General features: G+C 64.5%; 14 protein-coding genes and 1 pseudogene. 6 read left to right on the plus strand and 9 right to left on the minus strand.

Features of this window, described 5'->3' with window-relative positions; genetic code table 11:
• The first annotated feature begins 90 nt into the window (after positions 1–90).
• Positions 91–1,716, plus strand: coding sequence for a chaperonin GroEL (groL, locus tag WKW77_RS33555; RefSeq protein WP_340361221.1), 1,626 nt, complete (start codon positions 91–93; stop codon positions 1,714–1,716).
• A 58-nt stretch (positions 1,717–1,774) separates the two neighbouring features.
• On the opposite strand, the gene WKW77_RS33560 is transcribed toward groL, so the two are convergent.
• On the minus strand, positions 1,775–2,380 hold the full coding sequence (locus tag WKW77_RS33560; protein ID WP_340361222.1) for a SagB/ThcOx family dehydrogenase: 606 nt from the start codon (positions 2,378–2,380) through the stop codon (positions 1,775–1,777).
• Positions 2,381–2,626: 246 nt separating this feature from the next.
• Between WKW77_RS33560 and WKW77_RS33565 the strand changes: the two genes are divergently transcribed.
• Positions 2,627–2,821 (plus strand): hypothetical protein, encoded by a 195-nt coding sequence (locus WKW77_RS33565; protein WP_340361223.1) that lies wholly within the window; start codon positions 2,627–2,629, stop codon positions 2,819–2,821.
• A gap of 2 nt (positions 2,822–2,823) precedes the next feature.
• On the opposite strand, the gene WKW77_RS33570 is transcribed toward WKW77_RS33565, so the two are convergent.
• The 5 genes from WKW77_RS33570 to WKW77_RS33590 form a co-directional block, all read right to left on the minus strand.
• Positions 2,824–3,789, minus strand: coding sequence for a hypothetical protein (locus tag WKW77_RS33570; RefSeq protein WP_340361224.1), 966 nt, complete (start codon positions 3,787–3,789; stop codon positions 2,824–2,826).
• A gap of 85 nt (positions 3,790–3,874) precedes the next feature.
• The gene (locus tag WKW77_RS33575; protein WP_340361225.1) at positions 3,875–4,369 is read right to left on the minus strand and encodes a hypothetical protein; all 495 of its coding nucleotides are present in this window, start codon (positions 4,367–4,369) and stop codon (positions 3,875–3,877) included.
• A 198-nt stretch (positions 4,370–4,567) separates the two neighbouring features.
• Positions 4,568–5,308 (minus strand): LytR/AlgR family response regulator transcription factor, encoded by a 741-nt coding sequence (locus WKW77_RS33580; RefSeq protein WP_340361226.1) that lies wholly within the window; start codon positions 5,306–5,308, stop codon positions 4,568–4,570.
• On the minus strand, positions 5,286–6,359 hold the full coding sequence (locus WKW77_RS33585) for a histidine kinase (RefSeq protein ID WP_340361227.1): 1,074 nt from the start codon (positions 6,357–6,359) through the stop codon (positions 5,286–5,288). Before WKW77_RS33585 ends, WKW77_RS33580 begins: the two co-directional genes overlap by 23 nt.
• Positions 6,360–6,448: 89 nt before the next feature.
• Positions 6,449–7,522, minus strand: a complete 1,074-nt coding sequence (locus WKW77_RS33590; protein ID WP_340361228.1) for a sensor histidine kinase — start codon at positions 7,520–7,522, stop codon at positions 6,449–6,451.
• Positions 7,523–8,445: 923 nt separating this feature from the next.
• Here WKW77_RS33590 and WKW77_RS33595 point away from each other — a divergent pair.
• The 4 genes from WKW77_RS33595 (at position 8,446) to WKW77_RS33610 (ending at position 11,397) form a co-directional block, all read left to right on the plus strand.
• Complete coding sequence (locus WKW77_RS33595) at positions 8,446–9,057, plus strand: hypothetical protein (RefSeq protein WP_340361229.1); 612 nt, start codon at positions 8,446–8,448, stop codon at positions 9,055–9,057.
• A gap of 30 nt (positions 9,058–9,087) precedes the next feature.
• Entirely contained in the window at positions 9,088–9,768 is a 681-nt protein-coding gene (locus tag WKW77_RS33600; protein ID WP_340361230.1) for a tetratricopeptide repeat protein, read from the plus strand.
• 409 nt (positions 9,769–10,177) lie between these two features.
• Entirely contained in the window at positions 10,178–10,426 is a 249-nt protein-coding gene (locus tag WKW77_RS33605) for a hypothetical protein (protein ID WP_340361231.1), read from the plus strand.
• A 197-nt stretch (positions 10,427–10,623) separates the two neighbouring features.
• On the plus strand, positions 10,624–11,397 hold the full coding sequence (locus WKW77_RS33610) for an SGNH/GDSL hydrolase family protein (RefSeq protein ID WP_340361232.1): 774 nt from the start codon (positions 10,624–10,626) through the stop codon (positions 11,395–11,397).
• An 87-nt stretch (positions 11,398–11,484) separates the two neighbouring features.
• On the opposite strand, the gene WKW77_RS33615 is transcribed toward WKW77_RS33610, so the two are convergent.
• The 3 genes and pseudogenes from WKW77_RS33615 to WKW77_RS33625 form a co-directional block, all read right to left on the minus strand.
• Complete coding sequence (locus tag WKW77_RS33615) at positions 11,485–12,558, minus strand: medium chain dehydrogenase/reductase family protein (protein ID WP_340361233.1); 1,074 nt, start codon at positions 12,556–12,558, stop codon at positions 11,485–11,487.
• A 426-nt stretch (positions 12,559–12,984) separates the two neighbouring features.
• Entirely contained in the window at positions 12,985–13,167 is a 183-nt protein-coding gene (locus WKW77_RS33620) for a hypothetical protein (RefSeq protein WP_340361234.1), read from the minus strand.
• Positions 13,168–13,506: 339 nt separating this feature from the next.
• Positions 13,507–13,835: pseudogene (locus tag WKW77_RS33625) on the minus strand (D-glycerate dehydrogenase); the annotation flags it as partial.
• Positions 13,836–13,981 lie beyond the last annotated feature (146 nt).

Here is a 13,981-nt window from a genome sequence, read left to right on the forward strand (position 1 = left end):
CACCGTCACGCGCGGCAGCCAGTTCGCTTGACGTGGCGCAAGCCCTGGATCGACAAGACGGCCAATGATGTCGGCAGGAGGTCGATCAAGATGTCTGCCAAGAAACTTCTGTTTCGCGAGGAGGCTCGCGACAAGATCCGGCGGGGAGTCGATACGCTGGCCGAGGCCGTCAAGGTCACGTTGGGTCCCAGAGGGCGCACCGTGGTGCTCGATCGCGAATTCGGCGCGCCCCAGATCGTCAATTCGGGCGTGGTCGTCGCGAAATCGATCGAACTCGAAGACCGCTTCGAGAACATGGGCGCGCAACTGATGCGCGAAGTCGCCGCCCGTACCAGCGAGATGGCCGGCGACGGCACCACGACGGCGACCGTGCTTGCGCACACCCTGGTGCAGGAAGGTTTGAAATACCTGGCGGCCGGGATGAACCCCATGGAGCTCAAGCATGGCATCGAGCAGGCCGTCGAGATCATCGTGGCCGAGCTCAAGAAGATGTCCCAGCCCTGCGCCACATCGCAGGAGATTGCGCACGTCGCGGCGATCTCGGCCAACAACGACCGCTCCATCGGCGAACTGGTCGCGCAGGCGATCGACAAGGTGGGCCGCGATGGCGCGGTCTCCATCGAGGACGGATCCGGCATCGCGAGCGAACTCGAAACCGTCGAGGGACTGCAGTTCGACCGCGGCTATCTCTCGGCCTACTTCATCAACAACCCGGAACGGCAGACCTGCGTCCTGGAGGACGTCGCGGTGCTGCTCTATGACCAGAAGCTGTCCGGGCTGCAGGAACTGGTGCCGCTGCTCGAATCCGCAGCGAAGGCGGGAATGCCCTTGCTGGTCATTGCGGAGGAGGTCGATGCGGATGCACTGGCAACGCTGGTCGTGAACAGCATCCGGGGCGTGCTCAAGACCTGCGCCGTGAAGGCGCCGGGCTTCGGCGATCGTCGCAAGGCGATGCTGCAGGACATCGCGCTGGTCACGGGCGGACAGGTTGTTTCCGCGGAGTTGGGCCTGACGCTCGAGAAGGCGAAACTGGAGCATCTGGGTCGAGCCCGGCGAGTCATCGTCGACAAGGAGAACACGACCATCGTCGGCGGCACCGGCGATGCATCGGCCATCCGCGACCGCATCGCGACGCTGAAGAAGGAGCGCGAGAAGCTCGGGAGCGACTACGACCGCGAGAAACTGGATGAACGCATCGCCAAGCTCTCGGGCGGCGTGGCGGTGATCAAGGTCGGCGCGGCCACCGAGACTGAACTGAAGGAGCGAAAGCTGCGCGTGGAGGATGCCCTGCACGCCACCCGCGCGGCGATCGAGGAGGGCATCGTGCCCGGCGGCGGGGTCGCGTTGCTGCGCGCGCGCAAGGCGCTGCTGGGTGTGACGCTGCCGACGCTCGACGAGGACTCGGGATTGAAGATCGTGGTCCGTGCGCTGGAGGAGCCGATGCGCCGCATCGTGCAGAACGCTGCGCAGGAACCCTCCATCGTTCTGGACCGCGTGGATGCCGCCGGACAGCCGAGCTTCGGCTATAACGCCGCCCGCCGCGAATATGGCGACATGCTCGCGATGGGGGTCATCGACCCGGCCAAGGTGACCCGTCTTGCGCTGCAGAACGCCGGTTCGATCGCCGGCCTGATCCTCACGATCGACTGCATGGTGGCCGATGCGCCCCGCAAGGAGCCTTCATCGCCTGCTGTGCCTTCCCCCGACATGTACTGAGGCGTTCGCGCGATCGAGGACGTCTTGCCAAGGATCCTCGGTCGGCGCTTCTCCGGACTCATTGGATGAGCCCTGTCCGGCCAATGCTCTGTGCCAGGGCGATGCGCTGCGTCGGCTTCAGATCGAGCGCCTGCGCAAGGCTTCGCCGGTCGATCAATGCGCGGACGACAGTTCCCAGGCCGGCACCCGCGCAGTAGAGGTAGACGTTTTCGACAATACAGCCCGAGTCGACGCCCGCTAGGAAGACGCGGTCTTCCTCGCGCACATCGTGCATGCGTTCGAAGTCGGCCACGTACACCAGGTTCAGGGGCGCAGAGCCCGCAAACTCCTGCACCCCGGTGACTGCGCGCAAGTCTCCGGCCTTCACCAGTTCCAGCCGATGGGCCTGCGCGTCATAGCGCCATGTGCCGTCGGCCATCACGGCGTATATCAGTATTTCCTCCCATCCACGTGCCGACGGGGCGGTTCGGCCGCCGGTTTCCGGGCGGTTCACGCCGAATGCGGCCCACAGCACGGCAGATACTTCGTCCAGCGACAGGGGCTCCGGCAGGAAGGTGCGTGTGCTGCGGCGCTGCTGCAGAGCCACCTCCAAGGTCGCCGCCTGAAGCCGGGGCATCGGCAGCGTGAGCATGTCGGAGTCGAGATTGAGAGGCAGGGGCGACATCGGGGTCTCCTGGTAGGCGGTGCCCTCAACAATGCGGCATCGGGACAGCGGCCCGCTTGAGCTAGCGCAACATCGGGCGCTGCGTGCGTGCCGCAGCCACTGAGATGGGTGCGGTCGCGACTGTCGCTCGGTTTGATCCCCGCGAGTTTCGATTCGTCCTGCGCCGGACGGCATTCGTCGGATCGGGCTGGTCGTGCGAGATGGGCTGACGTACCTTGAATCTCGGGACATCTCGGGAGAGTCACCATGACACGCAACGGGCTCCTCGCCATCCTGCGAATTGCCATCCTCTGCTTCGCGCCCTTCGGCGCGCACGCACAGGACGCCGTGGCAGGGGTGCCGGACGCGGAACTCGCAGGTGCCGCGCGCCAATCCTTCGTGCAGCGTCGCCTCATGGAGACGGCGTCGAGCGGCTTCTTCTGCAACGCCGGAACCGCGTAGCCTCAGAACTCGCGAGTCAGGCGGAGATCGATCGAATACTTGAAGTCGAAGACGAACTGTCCCCAGACGAGCCGTTGCACTGTCGTGGACAGCGTGTACTTCTCGTCGATGCGGTAGTCGAAGCCGACACCGACATTGGCGTAGTTGTGCATGGCGCGCTGATCGTGGTGGTACCAGAGCTCGGTGGTCCGGTCATAGTCGCCGGTATAGCCATTGCCTTTCCTGCCGACAGCGAACGCCTTGACCGTCCATGTGTCGTTGAGAAAGTAGCCCAGTTCCAGGTCCAGCCGGTTGTGGTCGATGCTCTGGCCCAGCGTCTTTTCGGCGAAGACGTGACCCAGGCGCATTCGGTAGTAGAGATTGCTCAATTCGAACTGATGTGCCAGATCCACCGCGATTTCCAGTTTCCGCAGATCCTGGCCGGGCGCGGCTTGCGCGAAGAAGGTATAGCGGTGGCTGGGTATGTACGCCGTGACGGACGGCGTGATCAGATAGTCGTTGAGGTTGGCGTGATAGGCCAGCCCGATATTCCAGTCCTGCCACGCCCCGTGGTAGTGGCCGTCGTCGAGGAATTTCGATTCGGGGTGTGGCTGCGCGGGCACCACCGCACCCCGGCATTGCGGCGGCGCCTGCGAGACGCAGTGCGGCGAGTCGCCACCGTAGCGGCTCTCGATGAACGGGATCCCCAGGTGCCCTGACCAGCGATCGGTGATGAAGTAGTCCGCGTCGAACGAGATGCTTTGCACACGCACGGCACCGATCGGCGCCTTTCCGCCCGGTATCGGCACGAAGAAACCGTCGATGTAGGTGTTCTGGTAGCCGATGGACACCCAGCCGTGACCTTTGGCGCTGCTCTCTTCTTCGGTCAACTCGAGCGGGGGTACGACGAAGGCACTGCCGATGGCGCGTGACGGCACGCTCTGCGCGGCGCACGGCATTGCGCAGACCGCGCCGAGGGTGGCCAGCAAGCCTGACAGCAAGCCCCCCGCCAGAGGCAGCCTCGCGCGCCGCGAGGGATGCGCTCGTTCGTGCTTCGAGCACACGGTGGTCTTGCTAGGCGGTCATCGCCTGCTCGATGGCCTTGAGCAGGTCTTTGAAATTCCCGGTCACCAGTCGCGGATAGCGCTCGCGCATTTCCCGCTCGTTCGATGCGTTGTCGAGCACTGGAATCAGCTTTGGCTCCGGCGTGGCCTTCGCGATCTCGTCGGTCACCGCCCGCATGTCGTCGGCATAGGCGACGATCACGTCGTAGCGATTGCCGGCAAGCGCATGCCCCAGCTCGTTTGCACCTCGCGCCATGCCGACCTTGTGTCCCACCTTCTCCAGGTTGTCATGGAGCCTGGGATCGGTGGCCGCAGGGCGCTTGGCGTTGCCTGCCGGGTCGTCCGAGTACAGCAGGATGGTCGCCGGGTTGCGGGTCACGAAGGCGTGATAGCGCATCGTCCCGAGCGCACGCAGCATGACTTCGCCACAGGCGTGGGCCTGCGATGCGGCGGCGCAGAGGGTGACGACCAAGGCTGCCGATGTCTTCCTTCTGGAGGCATTCATCGTTGTTCTCCTAGTCCATACGGGCCGCAGACCGCTGACGGGCGGGTAGGGCACTCTACACCTTGCGTCGAGGCTCGTCGACCGTCCGCCGAGCCAGACGCGCAGTCCCAGCATAGGCATTTCCTCCCAGCGCCGCGGTCCCTTCCGACGAACCCCCTGAAAGCCGGGACGAAAGGCCAAAGGTCCTGACGAATGCAGCTACATGTGCTTGAACAGATGGGCGTATGCCGCGCTGACCCGCAGCGTCTCTGAACGCTGCTTCAGGCGCAGTTCCAGATGGCCCGCCAGCGCCCGCCGTACGCTCTTGATCGCGTTGATGTTGACGATCACGCCCCGGTGGATCTGCCAGAACATCCCCGGGTCCAGGCGCTCGGCCAGCTCTTTCAGTGGCGTCGTGATCAGCGATTCGCTCTCGGCCGTGACGACGGCGATGTACTTGTTGTCGGCCCGGAAGTAGCAGACGTCTTCCACGGTGATCAGGTGGATGTCGGCGCCGCGCAGGACGGTGATCCAGCGCAGCCGATCGTTGGCGGCCCGACGCTGCAGTTGCTCGAGCAGGCCGCTCATGTCGGCGGGCGGGGTGGCCAGGCGCTCCCTGACTCGGCGCAGCGCCAGCGCCAGCCGTGCCGGGTCGAGAGGCTTGAGCAGATAGTCGATGGCCCCTTCCTCAAAGGCCTGCACCGCATACTGGTCGAAGGCTGTGATGAAGACCACGTGGGCGCGCGAACCCATCGCACGGGCGACCTCGATCCCGTTGAGGCCCGGCATCTTGACGTCCAGGAAAAGCACCTCCGGGCGATGTTTCTCGATCTCGCGCAACGCCTCGTTGCCATCGTGCACCGTGGCGCAGATGACCAGCCCGGGCCACAGGCGCTCCAGTTCTTCGCGGATTTCCGCGGCCAGTACCGGTTCGTCTTCAGCGATCAGTGCCGTGGTCATCGTGGTCTCCGAGCAGAAGAGGCAGATCGAGTGTGAGGCGCGGCGGCGATGCCGAGACCGCCAGGCGGGCAGTCTGTCCGAACAACCGTGCGAGTTGCTCGTGCAGGGGTGCGAGGTTGGCCCCCACCAGAACGCCGGGGGCATCGGTCTCGTCAACGGCATCCGGCTGCAGCTTGACAAGCAGGCGCTCTCGGTCGAGTTCGGCGCTCAGGCGCCACTCGACCTGCATGGCGCGTGGCATGGCCAGTACTTCGCGCAGCATCGGCAGGACCAGCATGGGTGCAATGCCGACCTTGGCGCTGCCGAGCGCCATGTGCAGCCGGATTCGGACACACGCGCGCCCCGCACTCCTCGACACGCGCAGCCATGCCTCCGCGAGCGCGAACTCTCTCTCGACGGTGGAGGTGTCCGCCCTCTCGTGGGGCTGCATGGAGCGCAGCAGGGTAATCAGTTCGGCCAACAAGGCGTCTGCCGCCTGGGGTTCGCGATCGTGCAGGTCGCCAACCCGCCTGAGCGCATCGAACAGCAGTTGCGGCTCGACTCGCGCCTGAAGCGCGAGCAATCGAGCCGTCTGCACCCGCTGCTCGCTGCGAACGCGTTCGGATTCGGCAGCCTGGGCCCGGCGCATCGCCCGTTGGGTCACGCGCCAGTGGGCGTAGATCGTCATGCCGAAGCCGCATTCGTACAGGGCGACCAGCATCCACCACACGAGTTGTGCCGCGCCGTCCTCGACCCCCGTGATCGGCTGGCCCGGACCTCCTTCAGCGGATCGCAAGCGGGAAGCGATGACAAGCCCGTACACCCGTGTGGTAGCCGGAAGAACAGAGACCATCGCGATGACGGCCCATCCGTATGCACGCAGGGGCGATACGCCATCGTCGAAAGCCTCGTCGGCCACCAGCACGGCGAATACGAGTGGAATATTGCCGACCGCCCAGGAACCGTCCAGGAAGGGAACGACGGGACTGAGAAGCGCCACCGGCGGGAAGAAAATCCCTCCGAGCGGATTGATTGCATCACGGACGATGGCGATCAGCAGTGCCAGCAGCACGTGTCGCCAACCCATCCGACGCCAGGCTCGCGCCGCCCACGCCCCGAGGCGCCAGCGCGGCGTCGCAAGAACCTTGTGTGCGAGCACGTTCACGCCACTTGCACCGGCAGGAGAATTTGCGCCACAACACCGTGTGGCTCGTTGTGTCGCAGCGACAAGCCCGCCGCCGGACCGTACATCGCCCTCAGCCGGGCACGGATGTTGGCCAAGCCAGTGCCACCGCCCGATCCCGCCACCAGACCGCGACCCGTATCGGACACCTGGAGCACGAGCTTGTCGTCCGCTTCGGTGGCCACGACGCTGATCGAGCCGCCCTCGGGGAGCGGACCCAGTCCGTGCTTCAGCGCGTTCTCGATCAGGGTCAACAGCATCATCGGCGGCACGACGCGTCGGCCGAGACCGTCGGGTACGTCGACGCGGAACTGCAGCCTCCCGCCCATGCGTACCTGGTGCACAGCGAGGAACGCCCGGATCAGTTCGGCCTCGCGCGCGAGCGTCGAGCTGTCGTCGCGCATTCGGGGCAGCGCGCTTTCGAGGTAGAGCATCAGGTCGACCAGCATTGCACGGCCAGCGTTGCCGTCGGTACGCAGCAGCCGGCGAATGTTGGCGAGCGAATTGAAGAGAAAGTGCGGCTCGATCTGCGCCTGCAGCACCTGCAGGCGGCCCGCCGCCAGCTCGCCCTCCAAGCGGACTCGATTCAGCTCGGCTTCGTGCAGCAGCGCCGCAGCGCGAAGGCTTGCCCAACGGTACTCACCGAGCACGCCCACCAGCAGCGCCAGCACGAACATGGTGTGGAGCATGTAGGGTCGCTCGCCGTCCGAGATGTGCTCGCCGCTCAGAATGAACGTCAGGCCGTCCTCGGCGAACCAGCCCAGCGCGGCGGCGGCGACGATGACCAACGCCAACGCCGGCCAGCGCAGCGCCCGGCGTTCGGGCAACCATGCGGTGCCAACCCCCAGGACGAAAAACAATGCGGCCACCGCAACGAGGGCCCGAAGAAAGCACCAGGCGAACTCGCGCCACGCATCCCAAAAAGAATCGGTGAAAAAGAACCACAGGCTCTCGAACGACGCGAGCATCAGCGCGCAGGCGACGCATGCCGCCAGCCAGATCGCGACGTTCTCGAACCATGCGCGATGGCGTTGGAACTGGACAACCGCCATGAGAATTGTTCCTCTGGTTATCGACCGATCTTGCGTGGGAGCATCGACCCCCGGAGTCCTTGGGAGCGTTGGTCTTCCGCGCTGCCTGCGCGCAGTTGCGGCCCACGCGCGGTTTGACACCGTGGACGCCCACTGTCAAGGGCAGGGTTCATCCGAGCAGGCTAAGCGGGTCTGAGCGGCAGTTCCAGCAGCATCCGACGAAGCGGCTGCTTTAGGGTGCTAATCCCCGGCGAATCAGGATGGCCGAACACCTGCGTGTCGCCCTTGGGTGAGTCCCGCCCCAAGTCGGATTCACCCCTTCTTTCGCTGCCTTCGTACCGCGATTCCGGCGCTTGGTCGCATTGTCTGCCGCTCTGCCGAGCAGCAGCCCATAGTTCCCTCCAGCGAATTTCCAACGTCAAGGCCGCGCCGCCTTGTGAGGAGCCCTGAATGGAATTGCCATGTTGTCGAGTTGGGGCTACAGCGTTCACCCTGGCCGTCTGCGCCTGCGTTTCCGCAAGCGCCACACCCCAGAGCGGCATCGCTGAGTTCAGAGTGCCGACAACGACCAGGGGCACGGAGATGGCTCTCGTCCCGCTGGCCACGCGAAGCGGCGAGACGGCGTCAGGGACCGAGGCTGAAGTCCCCGGATCGGCGATCTACAGCCCGTACTCAAACGGTGCATCCGTCAAGCAACAACGTCCATCGCCCGTATCCAAACCCCGGAGTGAACGCGCTGCCGATCTGACGATGACACTCGCAGCGAGCGCAGGCGGCGTTCTCGTTCTCGTCTGGCTCCTGGGCCGGCTCTGACGGGGAGTGATGAATGTCGCGTTTCCTGACTCTTCCGGCGCATGCCTTGATGGCAGTCCCGCGATTTCCGCCGCCGGCCTGGGTGTTCGCCAAGCCGGCTCCTACCTGTCCTTTCATGCAAGGAGTTCACCATGAACGAAAGAGCAGCCCTTCGGCGTGCACTCGGTGGTTACTTGATCGTGCTTGGTCTGGGCGTCGCGGGCGCGACAGCGACTGGCCGGGCCGCTGCGGGCTGCGGCATGTTCCCCGGGCACGGCGCGGCACCAGAGAGTTGGATGCAGCAGGAGAAGAACCAGACGCACCCATCAAAGCGCACCAGCATCGTTGGAATGTGGAAAGTCAATCTCGTGTCCGACGGCACGGCCTACCCGATGCCCATCCCGGCCGGGGTTCCACTTGATTTCGGAACGGCGCAATGGCACAGCGACGGGACCGAATTCCTGATCTCCGGCGGTCGTGCGCCGAGTACGGGCGACGTCTGCATGGGAGTGTGGGAGCAGACCGGAAGCGCGACCTACAAGCTCAAGCATCTGGCCCTCGCGTATGCCAGCAGCGACTCGAACCCGCCTGTCGTACCCGCCGCATTCGCGGGCCCCGGGGTCTTGCGGGAGACGGTGACGCTCAGCCCATCAGGCGAGAGCTACGAAGGCACTTTCACCATTGACCAGTACGCGACTGACGGAGTCACTTTGATCGAGCACATCGGAGGCACGGTGACCGGCATTCGTTTCACGGCGGATTGAGTCGAAGGGCGACTGACCAGGAGGCGTTCCATGTTCCCGGGCAACGGCTGGTTCATGACCGTCGGCATGGCTGTCGCTGGCGTTGTGCTCACCGGAGTGGCAGTCTGGATTGGGTTGCACGGTTGGCGTCAAGCAAGCCGCAGGTCGTCTCTCACGCCAGCCGGCAAGGTCCGGGAAGGGCGGCCCATAGGGTCCAATGGCCTACCCCTCTCGCAGATGATGCAAAAGGGGTGCGAACTCCAGCACGCCGGCCAGCACCGAGAGGCAATCAGCCTGTTCGAGGCGGCGCTCGCGCAGGGGGGCGGCGTGACAGAAACGCTGCGGTTGTTGAACCTCAGCGCGCAGAGCCACAACCGCGTCGGGGAATACGCGCAGGCGCAAACCAAGGGTGTTGCTGCCTTGGAGTTCGCTCGCGCTACGGGGTCCGCGGCCGAGGCCGGATCGACCCACTGCATCCTGGGAGAGGTGGCACTCAAGCTGGGAGAATGGGATGCTGCGGCCGAACACTTCAATGAAGCAGTCGACTCTTTCTCGCAAGCGGGAAATGAAAAGGCGGCCCGGGAGGCGCTGGGTCGCTTGACAGAGATCCTGGGGCAGCCTGCCGATCCGGAAAGCGCGGAGTTCTATCGCAGTCTGGCCATTGAGCTTCGAAGCAGGGGATCGCTCCTGACCGTGAACGGTCGAGCGCTGACCCGAATCGGAATCCAGTAATCAGGAGTGAGCTTCCGGGATTGCCGGGGGCTGCGCCAGGGCGCGCGTCAGCTCCCCGATGCCGCATGCAGGCTCGAAGGACAACGCAAGACTGACGGGGGAGACCGTGGAGGTGGTGGTCGTCGCGGATGCATGCACGGACGACACGCTCATCCTTGCCGCGGGTGCCGGTGCAACGGTCATCAGTTGGCCCCCGCAGCACGGGCAGTGCCGACGTTGCGAGCGCTGGCCTCGACGACTGCGGACGGAACGCCGGGTGCGATCCCAGCCGGCATCGCGTTCGTTCGCGCCGGTGCTGAAGCAATCTGTCGCTGTCGGCGGCACCGGTCAGCCCGATGTAGGCGGTCGCTGATTGCGCCGCCTGTGGCTGAGGTGATCATTCGATCAGATCCAACGATCGGAGATCTCCATGAGCCACCTCACCGTCGACCTCTACCAAAGCGCGACCAACCCCGAGAAATTCCTCGCGCTGCCCGCCGGGACCGACCCCACTGAGCTCACTGGGCCGATGGTCTTCGACCGGGACTACGGGGAAGTCGTGCGGTACCGCGAGGGATTCGAGTTCGACGCGGAACAGACCTACGCCGGGGTCGATGCGGCCAAGATCGCGGCGGACATCCTGACGGTGCGCTGGTCGATGTTCAGGCGCGGCCACTGAAGGCGGCCGGGTCCCGCGTCAGCGCGCCGGCCACGCGCTGCCGGAAGCGGAGTCGTCTTGTGAGGCACCAGGGGCACGTGGCACCGCAGCCTCCTCCAATGTTGGTATGTGGCGTTGCATCTCCGATGCGATGATGCCGACGACGCGCAGAAGTACCCTGCTCTATCGGTCGCGCGAAGACTCTGGAGGGACCCGCCATGGCAAACGTATTCTGGGGCGTCCACACGGCCCTGACGAAGCTTCAATTCGCATCTGTGCTGGCCATCGGGGATTCATGGCTCTGGTATCCCGTCGACAACCTGGCCACTGAACTGGGGTCACTTTTTCCGAGCGAGACCTTTGTGGTGATCGGGAAGAATGGCTCCGAGGCAGCGGACTGGTCTCGAGGAACCCGCAAGGCCATCGATTTCGGGTTCGACATGTTCGCCTCCAGTTGCAAGGCGCTGATCTTGAGTGGCGGCGGCAATGACGTTGCCGGTCAGGATGACTTCCTCCGGCTCCTGCAGCCGGACTGCTCGAGCTTCACGACCGTGTCGGAATGCTGGCGCCAGACGCAGCCGGCCGCCGTCATCACGGGCATCATCAATGCCTATCGTGAGGTGATCGTCCGCTTCCGTGCTTACAACCCACATGCCCCGATCGTGCTTCACAACTATGACAACGCGTGGCCGACCGGCAAGGGATTCTTCGGCCCCGCGGATTGGCTGAAGGTGCCGATGGACATGGCCAAGGTGCAAGTGCAACTTCGGCGTGACCTCTTCAAATCGCTCATAAGAGCGCTGGGGGATGCACAGGACGACCTGGCTTTGAACGGCGGCCTTGGCCCGATCATTGCCGTCGAGACAGCTGGAGAATTGCCCGAGACCGGGCCCCAGGGGTGGTGGGCAAATGAGCTGCATCCCACTCCGAAGGGCTTCCGGAGGATCGCTGAGAATCGATTGATGCCCGCGTTGGAGTTGGTCCTTTCGTAAGTCCTGGCTACACAGGCTGGTACAAGGCTCGGGTCACTCGCACCATCCAAGACTTCGGGCTCGGAGACGAAGACCGGCCCGTGTTGCCTACGGCACCAGCACGAGCTTTCCGAGACCTGCTGAAACGTCCAGCAACTCGTGCGCGTGTCTTGCCTCGGTGAGCGGCAGTCGCTCGGCCACCACCGGATGAATCCAGCCCCGCCGAAGCAGGTCGAGCAACGCGCGAAAGTCCTCGCGAAACCACTCCGGCTGGCGCGGGCCGCCGCCCACCGGAAGCGCTCTGCGATGGGCCGCCACGGGAAACCATTGACGACCCTCGCGCAACTTCTGGATGCGGTACGCGAGAACCTTCCGATGAGGCGAGAGCAAGCTCCACAAAGCAACGGCCGTGGTCGCGACATACCATTCGATCCATCCCCGCCAGCTCTTGTGCCCTTGGGCAAGCGCGGCATAGTGACCGAATACGACGAGCCGCCCTCCGGGTCTGAGCGCGCGAAAGGATCGAAGCGACAGCGCGCCGCCGATGCCGTCCAGAACCACGTCGACGCCCCTGTCGGGAAGCTGGCGCAGCCGGGCGAGGAAATCGTCGTTCTGATAGTCGATCGCCACGGCCCCGAGCCGTTCGACCGCAGCGCGGTCGCGGGCCGAACAGGTTCCGAAGAGGCGCAAGCCGGCCGCAGCACCCAACTCGAGGACGGCGGTGCCCACCCGGCCCGCCGCGCCATGGACGAGCACCGCCTCACCGCGCTTCACGCGTGCAGTGCGGTGCAGCAGCTGGAATGCCGTCATGTAGGTGAAGACGAGGCTGAGCACCTCCGCCGGGTCGAGGTCCTCCGGCACCTCCACGGCGTTCACTTCCGGTACGCAGACCTGTTCTGCGTCGGCGCCCCAGACGGTCAGCGCGCCGACGCGGTCCCCGATGCGCAGGCGCGAGCAGCCCGATCCCAGCTCCTCGACGATGCCCACGAGTTCGTAGCCGGGCGTGAAGGGTGGCCTCGGCACGCCAAGGTACGTTCCCGCACGCAGTTGGGCGTCGGTGAAAGACACGCCGGCGGCCAGAACGCGGATGCGGATCTCACCGGGTCCCGGCATGGGAGGCTCGTCTTCGACGACTCTCAAGACTTCGGGGCCGCCGAAATGATCGACGACGACGCGCTTCATGAACGACCCCCTTTCATCCTGCCGCCAACTGGCAATGATGGAACCCCACTCGTGCCTTAAGATAAACCTTTCAAGTCGAGTCGCATTGACGTCGGTCAGAGAACCGGCACTTCGCGTCCCACGCATCAGCGCTCATGTTCGCGTACTGCACAAAGCGCCGGACGCGAGGCGAGAAGACGCTATCGTCCTTGGTCCAACCGCTGCAATCCGACGATGGTCAGGTAGGCACAGCCTCTGTCGTCCATCGCCACAAGTCCGTGAGAGGTCAGGCGACCCACTGCTGTGACGCGTGCATGCGCACTCGTGTTTCCCGCGCACCCGGCCAGGGCCTGCAGCGTTTGCCATTGCACCGTGTTGAGCCGCAGCTTGCTGACCCGTGGGCCCGAGTCGCAAGATGGACTTGACTTTGAGCTCATCGATGGCCGGCTAGGTAATCAGGCCCGCGAACCGCAGGAACGACACGGCTAGAACAAGCATGATGGTGACGACAACGGCGGCTTTCGTCCAAGTCGGCTCATCTTTGCCTGTCGGCTCACCGAACCTCTTGATGACCTCTTGATTGGGGTTGCCGATCGCCTCGCCGGGAATGGCTTCGTTGTCTCTCTCCATGTCACGATTCTGTGATCCTGGCTAATACTTTGGTATGTCTTTTGACATGCGCTGACCCTGGGGGTCGGCGCTGCGTGAACTACTTCACGTAAGGGCCGCGCCGCTGCTGTGCGCGGCCTCGCGATCTCGGACCGCAGGTGCTTGCAGCCGTCTGCAATCACCTCAAGCGGGCGTGCAATTGCTTCAGATGGTTCGAATGCTTCAATGCGCATTCGAGCAGTTTGATCGCGCGGGACGTGGTGTTGTGCGGCGATCTTCCGTTGTCAGCGAGAGCAGCCGAAGGGAAGGGGCGGGCGGAACTGCGGGTCAGTGCCTGAAGCAGCCGTCCCGAGGCGACGACTTGCCCGCGCGTAGGAAATGCTCGCTCTCGGTCACCCGGCGGGCCCTGGCCATCAGCGGTGCAAAAGTGCAAAGCCGAAGTCGGCGGTCGTGTCGGTCAGTACATCGGGTGCATTGGTGGCCAGCACCTTTTTGCGCCGCATGGCGTCGACGTCGAAGTTGTTGCATCCAACGGCCATGTTGGCGCAGATCTTGAGCTTGCGCAGCTGCAGTTCACGAGGCCAAGCTTCATCGGCCTGTTTGTGCTCGACGTCGAAATGATGTTCGAGCCAAGTGATGACTTCAGGAGAGATCGCGCGCTCTACCAGAACGCCGGGTTTGCTGCTCATGCAGACGAACTACTGAACGCCGAGCGCCAGGTTGTTAAGAACCTATCCGTAAATAGGTAAACTATCGATCCGAGCCGCGTTGTGATCGCGGCGCTGGATCGATACCTTGGCGAAGAAGCGAGTTGAGTCGTGGGTGGTGACCGATG

The sequence above is a fragment of the Variovorax ureilyticus genome, from assembly GCF_037889935.1.
GTDB classification, from domain to species: domain Bacteria; phylum Pseudomonadota; class Gammaproteobacteria; order Burkholderiales; family Burkholderiaceae_C; genus Variovorax; species Variovorax ureilyticus.